This window comes from Pseudomonas sp. LBUM1646, assembly GCF_059716165.1.
Genome location: NZ_CP166810.1, coordinates 313333 through 328813, shown reverse-complemented (window position 1 = coordinate 328813; position 15481 = coordinate 313333). Strand labels below are relative to the sequence as shown.

General features: G+C 58.3%; 15 protein-coding genes. 10 read left to right on the top strand and 5 right to left on the bottom strand.

Annotated features, from left to right (window positions below):
• Positions 1-33: 33 nt before the first annotated feature.
• The gene (lysM, locus tag ACA071_RS01420) at positions 34-483 is read right to left on the bottom strand and encodes a peptidoglycan-binding protein LysM (protein WP_497642832.1); all 450 of its coding nucleotides are present in this window, start codon (positions 481-483) and stop codon (positions 34-36) included.
• A 136-nt stretch (positions 484-619) separates the two neighbouring features.
• Between lysM and ACA071_RS01415 the strand changes: the two genes are divergently transcribed.
• The 4 genes from ACA071_RS01415 (at position 620) to ACA071_RS01400 (ending at position 5538) form a co-directional block, all read left to right on the top strand.
• On the top strand, positions 620-1507 hold the full coding sequence (locus ACA071_RS01415) for a LysR family transcriptional regulator (protein WP_497642831.1): 888 nt from the start codon (positions 620-622) through the stop codon (positions 1505-1507).
• Between the two features lie 94 nt (positions 1508-1601).
• A complete protein-coding gene (gene fdhD, locus ACA071_RS01410) occupies positions 1602-2441 on the top strand; it encodes a formate dehydrogenase accessory sulfurtransferase FdhD (RefSeq protein WP_497642830.1) in 840 nt (279 codons plus the stop codon).
• Positions 2438-4786, top strand: coding sequence for an FdhF/YdeP family oxidoreductase (locus ACA071_RS01405; protein ID WP_497642829.1), 2349 nt, complete (start codon positions 2438-2440; stop codon positions 4784-4786). The genes fdhD and ACA071_RS01405 overlap by 4 nt, the downstream gene beginning before the upstream one ends.
• Before the next feature lie 266 nt (positions 4787-5052).
• Positions 5053-5538: a glycine zipper domain-containing protein gene (locus tag ACA071_RS01400; RefSeq protein WP_497642828.1), complete on the top strand. Its 486-nt coding sequence runs from the start codon at positions 5053-5055 to the stop codon at positions 5536-5538.
• Positions 5539-5605: 67 nt separating this feature from the next.
• On the opposite strand, the gene ACA071_RS01395 is transcribed toward ACA071_RS01400, so the two are convergent.
• The 4 genes from ACA071_RS01395 to ACA071_RS01380 all read right to left on the bottom strand — a co-directional run bounded on the left by ACA071_RS01395 (position 5606) and on the right by ACA071_RS01380 (position 10369).
• A complete protein-coding gene (locus ACA071_RS01395; protein ID WP_497642827.1) occupies positions 5606-6025 on the bottom strand; it encodes an acyl-CoA thioesterase in 420 nt (139 codons plus the stop codon).
• Positions 6026-6165: 140 nt separating this feature from the next.
• Positions 6166-7392: a 3-hydroxyacyl-CoA dehydrogenase gene (locus ACA071_RS01390; protein ID WP_497642826.1), complete on the bottom strand. Its 1227-nt coding sequence runs from the start codon at positions 7390-7392 to the stop codon at positions 6166-6168.
• A 114-nt stretch (positions 7393-7506) separates the two neighbouring features.
• On the bottom strand, positions 7507-9435 hold the full coding sequence (locus ACA071_RS01385) for a RecQ family ATP-dependent DNA helicase (protein ID WP_497642825.1): 1929 nt from the start codon (positions 9433-9435) through the stop codon (positions 7507-7509).
• A 430-nt stretch (positions 9436-9865) separates the two neighbouring features.
• Positions 9866-10369, bottom strand: a complete 504-nt coding sequence (locus ACA071_RS01380) for a polysaccharide deacetylase (RefSeq protein ID WP_497642824.1) — start codon at positions 10367-10369, stop codon at positions 9866-9868.
• Between the two features lie 297 nt (positions 10370-10666).
• Between ACA071_RS01380 and ACA071_RS01375 the strand changes: the two genes are divergently transcribed.
• The 6 genes from ACA071_RS01375 to ACA071_RS01350 all read left to right on the top strand — a co-directional run bounded on the left by ACA071_RS01375 (position 10667) and on the right by ACA071_RS01350 (position 15466).
• Positions 10667-10948 (top strand): hypothetical protein, encoded by a 282-nt coding sequence (locus ACA071_RS01375; RefSeq protein WP_497642823.1) that lies wholly within the window; start codon positions 10667-10669, stop codon positions 10946-10948.
• Between the two features lie 86 nt (positions 10949-11034).
• Positions 11035-12165 (top strand): hypothetical protein, encoded by a 1131-nt coding sequence (locus tag ACA071_RS01370; RefSeq protein WP_497642822.1) that lies wholly within the window; start codon positions 11035-11037, stop codon positions 12163-12165.
• A 380-nt stretch (positions 12166-12545) separates the two neighbouring features.
• Positions 12546-12845, top strand: coding sequence for a hypothetical protein (locus ACA071_RS01365; protein WP_497642821.1), 300 nt, complete (start codon positions 12546-12548; stop codon positions 12843-12845).
• Positions 12846-13156: 311 nt separating this feature from the next.
• Positions 13157-13510: a DUF1493 family protein gene (locus tag ACA071_RS01360; RefSeq protein WP_497645251.1), complete on the top strand. Its 354-nt coding sequence runs from the start codon at positions 13157-13159 to the stop codon at positions 13508-13510.
• Between the two features lie 193 nt (positions 13511-13703).
• Positions 13704-14192, top strand: coding sequence for a helix-turn-helix domain-containing protein (locus ACA071_RS01355; protein WP_497642820.1), 489 nt, complete (start codon positions 13704-13706; stop codon positions 14190-14192).
• Positions 14193-14194: 2 nt separating this feature from the next.
• The gene (locus ACA071_RS01350; RefSeq protein WP_497642819.1) at positions 14195-15466 is read left to right on the top strand and encodes a type II toxin-antitoxin system HipA family toxin; all 1272 of its coding nucleotides are present in this window, start codon (positions 14195-14197) and stop codon (positions 15464-15466) included.
• Positions 15467-15481: the final 15 nt, after the last annotated feature.

The window sequence follows — 15481 nt, the reverse complement described above, 5'->3', positions numbered from 1 at the left end:
CCCACGCAGAGCGTGGGAATGATCGAGTGGGGGTTACTCAGGAATCCGCAACGACTGACCCGGATAGATCTTGTTCGGATCCTTGAGCATCGGCTTGTTGGCCTCAAAGATCTTCTGATACTTGTTGGCATCGCCATAAACACGCTTGGAAATCGCGCTGAGCGTGTCGCCCTTCTCCACCGTGACGAATTTCGCCGGTGTGGCCACCGGACCGGTCACAGTGATCTGATCATCCACACCGCTGATACCGGCCACGTTACCGAGGGCCAGCAGGATTTTTTCCTTCTCTTCCTGACTGGCGGCTTCGCCGGTGGCGATGATTTTCTCGCCTTCGACTTTCACCTGGATTTTGGAAGTGTCGATTCCCGTCAGTGCATCCTTGACGTGCTTGGTCAACGCTTCGCCGTTGGCTTCGGCCTTGTCTGGCGTCAGCGCATCAAGGATTTTTTCACCGGCATCTTTTAAAAAGCTGAAAAGGCTCATCGTGTTCTCTCCATGGGATAAGGGTCCAGACGCAAAAGACTAGACCAAGCCCGCAATCCCTGGTTCCAACCCGACCAATGACGTCGATCCATCGCAAGCGCTAAAATCCCCACCCTCACCGCGCCCTGGAGCGAAGATGGACATCAAGCAGCTCAAATTCCTCATCGCCCTCGACGAAACCCGGCACTTCGGCCAGGCCGCCGCGCGCTGTCATATCACCCAGCCAACCCTGTCCATGCGCCTGCGCAGTCTCGAAGAAGAACTCGAACTGCCCCTGGTCAATCGCGGCCAGCGCTTCGAAGGCTTCACCGCGCCGGGCGAGCGAGTGTTGGCCTGGGCGCGCACGGTGTTGGCGGCTTATGACGGTTTGCAGGCCGAGGCGGCGGCGTGTCGCGGCAATCTGGTCGGTACATTGCGCTTGGGCGTGGTGCCTCTGTCGAGTTTCGATCCGCTGCCACTAATGCAACGCCTGCATGCCGAGCACCCGAACCTGCGCTTCGAACTCTCCGCGTTGAGTTCCGAGCAGATCCTCGAACAACTGGCCAACAATCGCCTGGACCTCGGTGTGTCCTATCTGGAGCGTCTCGACGGCGAGCGCTTCGACTCCCTGGCCTTCAGCGAAACCCGCATGGGCCTGCTCTACGATCAGCGTTTCTACACCTTCGGCGAGGCACCGTTGAGCTGGGAATCGCTGATCGAACTGCCTCTGGGCATGCTCACCAGCGGCATGCACTTTCGCCAGTCCATCGACCACAACTTCCACAGCCGCGGCCTGACCCCACAGCCGTTGCTGCAAACCGATGCGGTTCACCAGTTGTTACAAGCGGTGCACGGCGGGTTCTGCTGCGCGGTGATGCCCCTGGACGGCGGCCTGGAAAACCTTACCGACCATTTGCGCCTGCAACCCATCGAAAACGCGCAAACCCTCGGCCGGCTAGGGTTGATCATGCGTCGCAGCGCCCCACGTTCGGCCTTGGCGGAGGCCTGTTTCGCGATCTATCAGAAATCGCTGGCGGGTTCTTGATCGACGTCATCTATCGGTAGATCAGTAGTAGTGATTAGACGCGACATGTTGACGCGCCTAGTCTTACAACTGACTAATCCGTCGGTGATGCCCTATGAACGCCAAGCGCCCAGTCTGCGCGGCGCCCGCTCTTGAAACGCCCGCGCCCGCCGCCAGCCAGATCTACAACTACAACTCGCTCGACTATGTTGAATCGGACAGCACCGCGCTGGCCGAGGAAGTCGCGTTGGCGATCGCCTATAACGGCATCAGCCAGGCTGTGATGTTGGTCACCCCGACGGACCTGGAAGACTTCATCGTCGGTTTCAGCCTCGGCAGCGGCATCATCGAAGACGCCACCGACATCTACGATCTGCAACTCAGCGGCTCGGGTTCGGCGCAGTACGCGCAAGTGACCATCGCCAACCGCGCCTTCTGGAACCTCAAGCAGCAACGTCGGCAACTGGCCGGCACCAGTGGTTGCGGGCTCTGCGGTGTGGAAGCGGTCGAACAGGCGCTGCCCGATCTCAAAGTGCTGCCCGGCGCCCCGTTGCCGCCGGCCGAATGGCTCGACGGCCTGCGTCAGCACATCGGCGCGTTCCAGCCATTGGGCCAGCATTGCGGCGCTGTGCATGCCGCGGTGTTCATGAACGGCCAGGGCGAGTTGTTGATGGGTCGCGAAGACATCGGCCGCCACAACGCCCTCGACAAGCTGATCGGTGGCTTGATCCGCCAGAACATCCCGACTACCGGCGGCCTGGCAATTGTCACCAGCCGTTGCAGTCTCGAATTGATCCAGAAAGTGCTGCGCGCAGGGATTCAAACCCTGGTCAGCCTGTCGTCGCCCACCGGCCTTGCCGTGCAATGGGCCCGTCGCCACAACCTCAATCTCATCCACCTGCCGCAAAAAAGTGCGCCGCGGGTCTACAGCCCTGCGTTGGAGAATCAAGCGTGAGTCAACACAATCAAGCCGACCAGAAACCCGTTCCGCGCTACAAGCCCTACAAAGGCCCGGCCGGTGGTTGGGGCGCGCTGGCCAGCGTTGCCCGGGCCTGGTTGACCAGTGACAACGCGCTGAAAAACCTGCGCATGATGCTTAAAACCAACAAGAACGGCGGGTTCGACTGCCCCGGTTGCGCTTGGGGCGATTCCAAGGAAGCCGGCATGGTGGCGTTCTGCGAGAACGGCGCCAAAGCGGTGAACTGGGAAGCGACCAAACGGCGTGTCGATGGCGCGTTTTTCGCCAAGCACAGCGTTAGCTCGTTGCTGGAGCAAAGTGACTATTGGCTGGAATATCAGGGTCGTCTGACCGAACCACTCAGTTATGACGCCGAAACCGATCGCTACAAGCCGATCAGTTGGGAAGCTGCGTTCTCCTTGATCGCCAAACATTTGCAGGGCCTGTCGAGCCCGAATCAGGCCGAGTTCTACACTTCGGGCCGTGCCAGCAACGAAGCGGCATACCTCTATCAATTGTTCGTGCGTTCTTTCGGCACCAACAACTTCCCCGACTGCTCGAACATGTGCCACGAGGCCAGCGGTGTGGCATTGGCGCAAAGTGTCGGCGTCGGCAAAGGTACCGTGACCTTCGACGACTTCGAGCATGCGGATGCGATTTTTGTCTGGGGCCAGAACCCTGGCACCAACCACCCGCGGATGCTTGAACCGCTGCGCGAAGCGGTGAAACGCGGTGCGCAGGTCGTGTGCATCAACCCGCTCAAAGAGCGTGGCCTGGAACGCTTCCAGCACCCGCAACATCCGATCGAAATGCTCACCAACGGCGACAAGCCGACCAACACTGCGTACTTCCGTCCGGCATTGGGCGGCGACATGGCGATCATGCGCGGCATGGCCAAGTTCCTGCTGCAATGGGAACGCGATGCGCAGAAGGCCGGCGAGCCTGCGGTGTTCGACCACGACTTCCTCAATGAACACAGCGTCAACGTGCTGGAATACCTGGGCATCGTCGACGACACGCCATGGGAGCAGATCGTCGAGCAGTCCGGCCTGCCCCTGATGGAAATCGAGCAAGCGGCACGCATGTACGCCAAGGGCAAGAACGTCATCATGTGCTGGGCGATGGGCATCACCCAGCATCGCCATTCGGTGGCAACCATCCAGGAAATCGCCAACCTGATGCTGCTGCGCGGCAACATCGGTCGGCCGGGCGCCGGTTTGTGCCCGGTGCGTGGCCACAGTAACGTGCAAGGCGACCGGACCATGGGCATCAACGAGCGTCCGCCGGTGGCGTTCCTCGATTCCCTGGAGCGCCGCTTCCAATTCAAGGTGCCGCGTGAAAACGGTCACAACGTGGTCGAAGCGATTCACGCCATGGCCGACGGTCGCGCCAAAGTCTTTATCGGCCTGGGCGGCAACTTCGCCCAAGCCACCCCGGACAGCCCGCGCACCTTCCAGGCCCTGAGCAATTGCGACCTGACCGTGCAAATCAGCACCAAGCTCAACCGCAGCCATTTGGCCCACGGTAAAGAAGCGCTGATCCTGCCGTGCCTGGGCCGGACCGACATCGATATCCAGACCGAAGGCCCGCAAGCCGTCACCGTGGAAGACTCGTTCAGCATGGTCCACGCCTCCAACGGTCAGTTGCAGGCGCTGTCGAACCAGATGCGTTCGGAGCCGGCGATCATCGCTGGCATCGCCGCCGCGACCCTGGGCAGCAAACCGGTGGACTGGAACTGGCTGGTGGCCGACTACGACCGCATCCGCGACCTGATCGCCGACACTATTCCGGGCTTTCGCGACTTCAACGAGCGGGTGAAGAATCCGGGTGGTTTTTACCTCGGCAACAGTGCCGGTGCGCGCAAGTGGAACACACCGTCGGGCCGGGCCAATTTCCGTCCGAACGTCCTGCCCAAAGACCTGGTGCACGAACGCACGCGCGCCACGGGCGTATTGCCGGACCTGATCATGCAGTCGCTGCGCTCCCACGATCAGTACAACACCACGATTTATGGCCTTGATGACCGTTATCGCGGGGTGAAGGGTCAGCGGGATGTGTTGTTCGTCAACGAAGCGGAAATCATTCGCCTGGGCTTCAAGCCAGGGCAGAAGGCTGACATCGTGTCGATCTGGGACGATGGCCGTGAGCGTCGGGTGAAAGGGTTTACGCTGTTGGCGTTTGATATTCCTGCGGGGCAGGCGGCGGCTTACTATCCAGAAGTGAATCCGCTGGTGCCGCTGGAAAGCACCGGGGATGGCAGCCATACACCGACGTCGAAGTTTGTGGCGATTCGGTTGGAAATGGCGAGTGAGACGGGGTTGATTTTCGCCAAGTCGGCCTGACGCGGCAGCAGGTCCGATCGTTCCCACGCTCTGCGTGGGAACGATCACGATCACTGGGAACACTTTCCAATCGCCCACAAAAAAGGCCGTTTCTGCATGGAAACGGCCTGTCTGAAGTAGCTAAAGACCGGCAAAAAACCCTTAAGTTCCGCCCAAAAAACAGCAACTTATAGAATTGTGTACAAGTCGTGTTACTCGTCGGATTTCGATTGTCACAATCAGGACACAGCCTCAGGATCGCGCCGTCATCCCCTTGAGGTTCCTCTATGAAGTTCTCCTCGATTCTCTTGTTGTCCCTTAGCCTGGCCAGTGGCTTTGCTTCTGCCGGAGGCACCACCGAAGCAGGTGTGGGCGGCGCATTGGGCGGGGTTTTGGGCTCGGTCGTCGGTCAGTCACTAGGCGGCAATACAGGTTCCACCATCGGCGCGGCCCTGGGCGGCGCGGGTGGTAGTGCCGTCGGCGCCGACAAACGCAGCCGTGGCGAAGCCGCCATTGGCGGTGCGTTGGGCGCAGCAGGCGGTAACGTGGTCGGTCGTAGCCTGGGCGGCGGCACCGGCAGCCTGATCGGCTCCGCAGCCGGCGGCGGTGCTGGCGGCGCGATGGGTAACTACATGGGCAACAAGAGCGATGAGGATGACGATCGTCGTTCCTATCGTGGCCGTGATGATCGTCGCTACTACCGCGATGACCACCGGGGTCGTGGTCATGCCTATGGCCACCGCAAGCATCACAAATACAATCGTCATCGCTGAGGCCTGAACGGCTTCGCAGACAGGTAGAACCAAAATCGCAGCCCGGGGCTGCGATTTTTTTTGCCCATCAAACCACCAACCGCTCCAGCGCCCCGCGCAACCCGGCAGGAATCGCCACTGGCTGATTCGACGCCCTATCTACAAACACATGCACAAAACGCCCGGCAGCACAGGCCTCGTCTTCCCCTTGCTTGAACACCGCCAGCTCGTATTGCACCGAGCTGTTGCCCAACTTGCCGACCCGCAAGCCGATCTCGATGCGATCCGGGAACGCGATGGACGCAAAGTAATCGCAAGCCGAACTCACCACAAAACCCACCACTTCACCGTCATGGATATCCAGCCCGCCGACTTCGATCAGGTAGGTGTTCACCGCCGTGTCGAAAAAACTGTAGTAGGTGACATTGTTGACGTGACCGTAGGCGTCGTTGTCATGCCAGCGGGTGGTGATGGGCTGGAAGTGCGGGTAGTCGGTGCGTTGGTTCATCGAAAGCTCTCAGTTTGAAGGATCGTTCCCACGCTCGGCGCGGGAATGCATCAATGGACGCTCTGCGTCCGCTTTTGGGACGCGGAGCGTCCCGGGCTGCATTCCCACGCAGAGCGTGGGAACGATCACCGCAGTGGAGTCTACCTGTCAGCAAACCCCTTACTCACCGCCGCCAACTCTCCAATCAACCGCGCCGGCTTCCACTGATCGCCCTGCCGGGTTTCCAACGCCAGCAACCGCTGATGAATATCAGCTAACCCTTGCTGATCCGCCCAGGCCATCGGCCCGCCCTTGTCCGCCGGGAAGCCATAGCCGTTGAGATAAACCAGATCGATGTCATGGGCCGATCCGGCAATGCCCTCTTCAAGGATCTTCGCCCCTTCGTTGACCAGCGCCAGCAAGCTGCGCTCCAGAACCTCTTCAGGCCCGATCTCACGCCGCTGGAAGCCCAAACCCTCGCTGACCTTCAGCACCAGCGCATCGACCTCCACATCGTGTTCAGCCTGCCGACTGCCCGGTTCATAGTGGTAATAACCGTCGCCACTCTTCTGGCCAAACCGTCCCAACTCACACAGGCGATTATCGACCTGAACCTCGGGCGCATCCTGACCCTTTCCTGCCAGTTCGCGAGCACGCCATTCCAGATCGATGCCGACCACGTCATACATACGAAACGGCCCCATGGCGAAACCGAAGCCCTGCAGCGCCGCGTCCACCTGATAGGGGAATGCGCCTTCAAGCAGCATCTTGCGCGCCTCGAGCACGTAGGTATGCAGCATGCGATTGCCGATAAAACCGTGGCAGTTGCCCGACACCACACTGACCTTACCCATGCGTTTACCTAGAGCCAGCGCGGCATCGAGCACCGCCGGAGCGGTTTGCTCGCCACGGACAATTTCCAGCAATTTCATGATGTGCGCCGGGCTGAAGAAGTGCAGGCCCAGCACTTGTTGCGGGCGGCGAGTGGCAGCGCCAATCGCGTCAATATCCAGCGCCGAAGTATTGCTGGCCAAAATCGCTTCGGGTTTGAGCAAGCCGTCGAGCTCGCGGAAGATCTTCTGCTTCAGCTCGAGGTTTTCGTACACCGCTTCAATCACCAGATCGACATTGCGGATCGCCGCGTAATCAGCCGCGCTGGTCACTCGCGCAATGCGAGCATCGGCTTCAGCCTGATCGATTCGGCCCTGTCGCACATTGTGGGCGTAGGTGTCGACGACGGCAGCCAACGCCTGTTCAAGCATCTGCGGATTGTTATCGACCCATTGCACCGGCACCCCGGCGTTGGCCAGGCACATGACAATGCCACGGCCCATGGTGCCCGCGCCGATCACGGCGGCGCGCTGAATATTGAACGGCGTCTGGCTCATTGTTGTTCTCTTGTTGGCGATCCAAAGACAGCCTTCACCATAGTCAGCCATCGCACGTTTTTGAAATTTATTCGTGTGATGGGGGACATTCAGGGGATGGATATGCCCCAAGGATCAGAGGTGCGCCTGCGCCCACTCCCGCACTTCAGCATAAGGATAATCCTCAAGCGCACCCGACCCCGGAATCGAACGCGCCTTGAGCTTGGTAAACAACGGCACACTGATCCCACACAAAAACCGTGTCACCCGCTCCGCCGACGGAAAATACCCGGTGTACTGCTCATGCCTGTGGATAAAATCACCACACAGCGCTTCAAAGTTTTTATCCACAAGCGCTGGCAACTCGGGTGGCGTCGGCAGGCGCGCCACATCACCGTGACACACCGAACAATGTCCGCACTGTCGGGGCGCATTTTCGTCGCCGAAGTATTCGGCCAGGCGATAACCCAGACAGTGATCGGTGGCGAACAGATCGAGCATCGCGTGGATCCGTGCGATCTCGGTTTGTTCGTGGCGGGTGAAATAGGCGTGCAACTCTTCGCTCAGGACCTGAGCATCAAAACCGGTTTGCAGCAGGCTGTAGACCTCGGTCATCTGCTTGCTTTCCAGCTCGACCCAGCCCTTTTCCTGGAAGTAATCCAGCGCCTTGACCACCCGATTACGCTCGGCCGAATGCTGTTCATACAGCGCGTCGAAATTCACCGTCGCCCAGGTCCGCGCGCGCGTAGAGGTCTGGATAATCGCCGCGACAAAGTCCTTGCGCTCACCCTCGAAACGAGCGAGCAAAGCCTCCGGTTCCTGCAAGTATTTGAAACGGTATTCCGCGTAATAGGCGTAACGCGGGGCGATGATTCCACGCAGTTCCAGTTGCACCAGCAGGGTCTTGAGCGGTAGCTGACGAATGTTGCTCTGATCCGCCAACGGCCCCAGCAAAAACTCCCACTGCCCTTCGGGCGCGGCGGCTTGTAACTCGTCGAGTACGCAGCGAATGCCGTCCAGCTCCGGCGTGTCACCGTAGACGAAGTTTTCCAGCACGTTGAGGCTGTCGCGGTTGGCCAATACCAGGCAATCGGAGGGCTGTCCGTCACGCCCGGCGCGGCCGATTTCCTGGCTGTAGTTTTCGATGGATTTGGGCAGGTCGAAATGCACGACGTTGCGGATGTCGCTCTTGTCGATGCCCATGCCGAAAGCGATGGTGGCGACGATGCAATTGGACTGGCCGCCCATAAAGCGCTTTTGAATGCCTTCCCGTTGTTCGTGGGGCAAACCGGCGTGATAGGCCTCGGCCTGAATGCCGTTGCGGCCCAGGTGCTCGGCGATGTGCTCGGCGGTTTTTTGCAGGGTGACGTAAACGATGCTCGGCTGGCCGGGACGCTGGCTCATCCACTCGACGAGGCGTCGGCGTTTGTCCTGGCCGCGCACCGGTTCCACCAGCAGATTCAGGTTGGGTCGATAGAAACCGGTGGTCACCACGTCTTCGGGGGCGATGGCGAATTTCGCCTCCATGTCCGCGATCACCTTGGGCGTTGCGGTGGCGGTCAGCAGCAAAGCCTGGGGAATATTGAACTGGCGTTGGTAGTCCGGAAGCTTGAGGTAATCGGGACGGAAGTTATGGCCCCACTCCGAGATGCAGTGCGCCTCGTCCACCACCAGCAGCGAGATCGGCACTTGCTGCAAGAAATTACGGAAGCGCTCGTTCTTCAGACGCTCCACGGAAATCATCAAAATCTTCAGCTCGCCCGACTTGGCCCGGGCCATCACGTCACTGGCGTCGTCACGGCTCTGCGCCGAATCGATACTGCCCGCCGAGATGCCGTGGCGTTGCAGGAACGCCAACTGATCCTGCATCAGCGCCAGCAGCGGCGACACCACCAACGTCAGGTGTGGCAGCAACAATGCCGGCAATTGATAGCAAAGGGACTTGCCCGAACCGGTGGGGAAAATCGCCGCCGCCGAGCGCCCGGCCAACACCGCGCTGACCGCCGCCTCCTGGCCGGGCCGAAACTGTGGATAACCGAAAACCTGTTCCAGGGTGTTGTGCATAAGCTGTCACTCCGTTGACTGCTGCGATGCCAAAAGCCTAGCCGGCGATTGCAGCGAGTCGAGAAAAGGTCGGGGACCAAAACGATACGGGATGATACAGCCTTCGCCCGAGGCACCTTTGCCACAGGTTGAAACAAACGAAACACTTTGTGCCTGGCGATTCTGCTCAATCGGACGGTAAGGTCTTCGGCGCACAACCACCGTCCGCGCACTTCACATCATGGCAGGACGCCTGATGAGCGCGGCATTTGAACAAGGAACGACCATGCCTCAACAACCGTTTTATGCAATCGCCCTGCTCCTGACATCCCTGCTGCTAAGCGGCTGCAATGGCCTTCCTGACGAGCCACCGTTGCTCGCTACATGCGACACCCTGGAGTGTTCAGCCCAACAGACTTGGCGAACGTCCTGACAACCGCGCGGTAAGTGGCTACGGCACCGCCACGGCCACCCGCAGTTGCTCGTTCAACATCTGCTCCTGAAATACCCGGCTCTTGCTCGCCCATGCTGCATGAGCCGGGCTGATTTCACCGGTGAACGCTGCCGCCAACTGACGCAAATCAGCAACGCTGCGCGCACGCGGGCAAAACGGTTCGCCGTCACAGTTCTGGCTGGCATTGCGGTAGGTGGTCAGCAAGCGATCCCACAACCCGTCACGCACCTGCCGTACAGACTTGAGCTTCACCGCCTGCACGCCCAGACGTTGTTTCAGGCCTGGTTCGTCCAGCGCTTCGCTGTCCAGCAGCGCCTTACCGATCATCAGCACTTCAGCGCGAGACGCAGTATCGACTTCGGCCTGGGTAGTGAGGGCATCCGGCCAACCGGTTCGGTCCATATTGGCCTGTACCATCGAACCACCCGCGTCAGTGGCGCCCGCCACACGACAAACACCGGCCCACAACAACACAATCGAGGCCATACGTAGCCATTGCATACCTAATTCCCTTTAAGCGTTGGTCAGACGTTTGGAAACGCCCTACAGATTCTGGCGCGCACCATACAGAGGTTTTCCGCGCATTGCCTGACAAACCCGTGGGAAATTTTACTCGTAAGGGTTTCGCCGTAAAAAACCACGGGTAACGCGTAGGCACGGTCCTAAAACACGGGTAAAACCCCTACGAATACTGTCCATCGCGGCCGTATTGCCGAGCGATGTAATGCCCTTTTATAGTCTGCGGCGCGGCTGAAACAGTGTCTCGGCCTGCCGTGATTTCGCACAGGACAAACCTCGATGAACACGCTCCATTCACAGACCCACCGCTATCGCCCGCTCAAGACCAGCTACAGCGACACTCCCGTTTTGGTCATCGACACCGAAGCCGACCCGCACGAAATCCTCGACGCCGCCCGCCAACGCATCCGCGCCGCCAGCAACTTGCTTGAGACGCTTTATTGCCAGAACTTCAACGAAGCGGACAGTAAAGATATTCCACATATCATTAATGCACTTTACCTACTAACCCAAGACGGACACCAACTTCTGGAAGTTGCAAAAACAAGAATCAAACCCTAATACAAAACCAGCAACAACTAAGCGCTTTATTATTCAGCCAACCAAAATTAGTCTGCAGACTCTTTCAATCAACTTAGAGTTTAACAATGACTACATTAACTATTTTCTTTTGCGGTACCGGCTCGACTAAATTCGACAATAAGAATGCAACTTACTGGAACGGCGAACTGGTTTCGACACTGGCCTCTCATCATTCCGGCCGCGAATTTGCCGACTGGATCGTGGTCGATGGCCCCGGCACCAGCAACCTGCAAGCCGACGAACTGTTCACCCAATCCAAGGACTACGGCCTCAGCGGCACCCTGTTCGGCAAGGGCTGGGAAGAGAACGTCAAGCACGCGATCAATATCATCATCGGCCGCTGTGACTGGCAACGAGAGAAACTGACTGAAGCCGAATACAACCGTCTGAAAGCCGCCGGCATTCCCATCGATGATGTGAAAGTCGAAGGTTCCTGGATGTGGCGTAAATATAACTACGGTGATCGCAGTGTCACTCAGCAAACGTTACAGGAACAGATTATTAAAACCTTCCGTAAGGACGGCGTTATCCCTACTCAAATCAACTTGGTCGGCTGGAGCCGTGGCGGCATTAGTTGCCACATGCTGGCCAACGCACTGTACGACGACATCCAACTACGAGACATCCCGGTCAATATCTTTGCCGTTGATCCAGTACCGGGCACCGCCAACTTCCAGAATGACAAAGTCAAACTCAACAAGAACGTCAAAGAGTACGTCGCCTTCTACGCCCGCGACGAACGCTCGAAAGGCTTCTGCTGCGTCGTCCCGGAAACCTCCGCCCTGACCAAAACCCACATCTACCCGATGCCCGGCCGCCACGGCACCCTGGTCGGCAACGCCTCCGCCGACGGCGTCAGCGGCCCGAAAGTCCTGGCCGAACCGGGCCAGATCGTCCGCCACTTCGCCGAAGTCTGCCTCAAGCGCTGGGGCGTACCGCTGAACAAAACCCTCAACCTGACTCAGGCGGATCTGGAAAACCTGCACAGCGTCATGGCCAGCGCTGAAGCGAAATACGTGGCGATGCAGAAGTGCTCGTACACGTACTTCACGGATCTGGATAAGGGCGAGCGGTACGTTTCGCTGGGGAGCAAAGGGGTTAATTTTTCGGCGGTGAAAGGTGCGGTCTATGCACCGGCGACGGGGTTGGCGGCGAGTTTGAAGATGGATAAGGGGTCGTATCAGCATATTCGTTGAGGCGTCTGATAACAGAAAAACGCGACGTGTTTAAAAGGTCGGCGAAACGGTAGGAACAGCCTATAGAAGCTTCGTCCCGTTCCTACAGGAGAAGACTCCTTGTCTTCTATCGCGGCCCCGCAGCCCATCTCTATAGTCGTGACTGTCGCTGACTAGTCAGCGATTCGGGCTTGGTCACCCGATGGAATCCATAAGCGCGTCCGTTGTATGCTGCCGGCATCTCAAGTGTCTGCACGCTATATGGTGGCTGTGTTCGGGACGCCGTAAGGCGTGCCGGTCTTTATGGGTTCCACCGGTTGACCAACCCGAACACAGTCCGCCTCCATCGCTTGGTCACGATGGCGGTGGCTTCATTTGATGACACATTTGAGACTACATAAATGAATTCATGGAATCCGTTCACAAACGATCGCTACCTCCCACTACAAACCAACCTCACCGATTCCCCGCCCCTGATCATCGACACAGAGGCCGACCCTCAGGACATCCTCGAAGCCGCCCTCCAGCGCATCCGAGCCTCCAGCGACCTCCTCAAAACCCTGCACTGCGTCTGCTTCAAACACGGCGACGTCGAAGACATCCCCCACATCACCCACGCGCTCTACCTGCTCAGCCAGGACGGCTGCGACCTGCTCAAAGTCGCCCAGCAACGCATGATGGGTTGGAAAGCCCCAACCTGACACCCAGCAAAGATCGTTCCCACGCTCCGCGTGGGAATGCCTCCACGGACGCTCCGCGTTCGGCTCTTAGGGACGCAGAGCGTCCCGGGCTGCATTCCCACGCAGAGCGTGGGAACGATCAAAATCTGAGGATAACCATGAGCATGTTTTTTGATGAGCTAATGGAAAGTGTGCAACAGATGAACGGAATCCTACGCGGCGAGCGCCAACCTTCCCGCAAACACCATGTTCACAGCACGGATCAACATCCGACACGCCGCGAAATCAGGCTTAATCCACCTCATCGAAATGCCCCTGACGGAAGACGCACCATGAAACTCGCCCCCAACTTCCCCGACGACCACGCCATGCACCTGCTCATGCAGTTATTACACGAAGAACTTGGCCTGCCCGAACGCAAAACCATCAGCCTCACCACCTCGATCAACTTTGACCTCGGCTGCGATGGCGCCGATGCGCGGAATCTGATGGAAGCACTGGAAGAACAGTTCGGGATCGACTTCATCGACTACGACGCCTACCGCTACTTCCAGCCAGAAGGGTTCGATGTGCATCTAAAGCGCAGGGCAAAGGGGCGCGGAGACAAAGTCCCGCTGACCATTGGCATGCTTTACCAAGCGGTCAAGGTGCAACGGTGGGATACGCAAACGCTGGAAAGCCTCTAGCTGAACAGATAAGTGGCATTATTCTGGCTGTCTACTGCTAATTCAGCTGGAATAATGGCAGTTATAAAAAATGGATTCCGATCCCGTCGATTGCCGTTGTACCGGAAAACGGAGCCTTGCAACGCCCTGCAGATCACAACATAAGTGCTATTATTCTGGCAGTTGAAGCCAAAAAGTGAAGGAATAATGGCACATGGCTAAGAAAACAGCGCCTCTCATGCCCTCCGCATCCAGACTGCTCGCGGAGTTTGGCGAACGCCTGAAACTCGCTCGACTGCGTCGCAGGCTGACCGCAAAGCAAGTCGCCGAAAGAGCAGGCATGTCGCTGACAACGCTTCGCTCCCTGGAGTCCGGCGGTTCAGGCGTGACGATGGGGGCGTACATGTCTGTGATGCAGGTTCTGGGCTTGGAGAAAGACTTGAACAAGCTCGCTGCGACCGACGAGTTGGGACGCCAACTGCAAGACGCGCGCTTAACGCCACAGGTGAACACAGCAGCCAGTAAACGCCAACGAGTGCGCAACATGACCTCCACGAAGACGTCGTCACCGATTCGCGACAGGACAGAGGAAGCATCGGAAAGCCCCATTTCCGATTCGGATATCGAGGTTGATTTTCCATTGAACACCTACTCGTTTTCCAAGTTGTTCACCACGAAAAAATCCAAACCTGAGACGGATTAAAAATGACACTGATCGCGGTGTATGCCGATTGGGAAACCCTGAACGGACCAAGGCGTCTTGGGTTTCTCCATGCCCGAAAGGCTCGATCCACCAACGTGTTCGAGTTTGAATACGACCCCGCCACTTTGGCCGATCCCGAGTTGAACTTCACGACGCTGGATCCCCGTATCGGGCTCTTCGAAGGACGACAATTCCCTGGGCAGCACCAGACCCGCTTCGGCGTTTTTGCCGACTCAAGCCCGGATCGCTGGGGGCAATTGCTGATGAAACGCCGATTGGAACGAGACATCCGCGAAGGCTTGGTCCCAAAGGGTACAAAGCTCTACGAGTCCGATTACCTGCTAGGCGTTCATGACCTCTATCGAGTCGGTGCTATTCGCTACAAGTTGAATGACGAAGGCAGTTTTCTGGACGATCGAGATAACTTGGCAGCGCCGCCCTTTACCGAACTACGCGCGTTGGAACAGGCAAGTCGCGCGCTGGAAAACGATCCAGACAACACCTCACTCGATGGGCGTGAGTGGTTGAGAATGTTGATCGCACCCGGTGGCTCACTGGGCGGCACCAGACCCAAGGCCAGCGTTGCTGACAAGAACGGTCATCTGTGGATCGCCAAGTTTCCGAGCACTCGCGACGACTATGACGTCGGCGGGTGGGAATTCGTGGTGAATGCCCTGGCGGAGCAATGTGGTCTGCGAGTGGCCATGGGGATGGCGCAACGTTATGCGAGCGACCATCACTGCTTCATGGTCAAACGCTTCGACCGCACTGCAACGGGAAGGCGACTGCATTTCGCCTCAGCCATGACCATGACCGACCGCGTGGACGGTGACGACGCATCGGTAGGCGCCAGTTACCTTGAATTGGCGGAAGTGCTCGTGGAGCACGGCTCAGAACCCAACGAGGATCTGCGCGAGCTGTGGTCACGGATTGTGTTCAACATCCTGGTTTCCAACACCGACGACCACCTGCGTAACCATGGTTTTCTTCTTGATCCTGGTCGTGGATGGCGTTTGTCTGACGCCTATGACATGAACCCGGTGGCTCATGCCGATGGGTTGAAGCTCAACATTACCGATGCCGACAACGCCTTGGATCTCGAACTCGCCCGCGAAGTGGCCGAAATCTATCGGGTTAGCCGTGATGATGCGCAAGATATTATTGAGCGTTTCCAAGAAGTGGTGAGCCAGTGGCCAAAAGTAGCCAGTGCCGCGGGCCTGTCGAAACGGGAGCAAGACAACATGGCTTCAGCGTTTCGGCTATCAGGAAAATAGCTGAGAGCCCCTTCT